The organism is Acinetobacter sp. P1(2025) (assembly GCF_051390655.1).
Classification (GTDB): Bacteria; Pseudomonadota; Gammaproteobacteria; order Pseudomonadales; family Moraxellaceae; genus Acinetobacter; species Acinetobacter junii.
Genome location: NZ_JBPKBJ010000172.1, coordinates 1 through 701, shown reverse-complemented (window position 1 = coordinate 701; position 701 = coordinate 1). Strand labels below are relative to the sequence as shown.

The 701-nt window shown below is 39.7% G+C and carries 1 protein-coding gene; it reads left to right on the top strand.

Annotated features, from left to right (window positions below; all coding sequences use genetic code 11):
* Positions 1 to 30: 30 nt before the first annotated feature.
* Positions 31 to 701: IS1595 family transposase (locus tag ACSC97_RS18230; protein ID WP_436662354.1), on the top strand; the 671-nt coding region annotated here is incomplete at its 3' end.

Here is a 701-nt window from a genome sequence, read left to right as displayed (position 1 = left end):
AAGGCTCGTACTTTATCTGTATATGAAATTATGCAAATCACCCATGAACAAGCTTTCTTATTGTTCAAAGAAATACGGTGGGGAAAAGAACAACCCACATGCCCTCATTGTGACACCCAAGACAATCATTATTTCATTCGTGGTCGCAAGCAATGGCGTTGCAAATGCTGTAATCACACGTTCAGCGTCACATCAGGCACAATCTTTGCCTTTCATAAATTACCACTCAAAATCTATTTAGCTGCTATCGCAATTTACTCCAATGCTGTAAAAGGCTTATCTGCTTTGCAGTTAGGTCGGGATTTAGGTGTTCAGTATAAGACTGCTTTTGTATTGGCGCATAAAATCCGTGAAAGTTTGATAGATCAGCGTGACGATGAATTGCTATCAGGTGATGTTCACATGGATGGTGCGTATGTGAATGGCTATGTACGCCCTAAAAACCACAAGGATGACCGTATAGATAGACGTAAGGCTGAATATCAAAATCCAAATAAACGATGTGTTGTGGTACTACGTCAAAAAGCAATCAACAGTGACCTACAAGGTGCTGATAAAACCAAAACCTATGTGGTTTATAGTGAAAATCAAAAAGACATTAACCATCTTGCAAATCAGCATATCAAGCATGGTTCAACAATCCATGCAGATGAAAGTACCGCATACGATACACTAAATGCTCGTTTCACGACTAAGCGTGT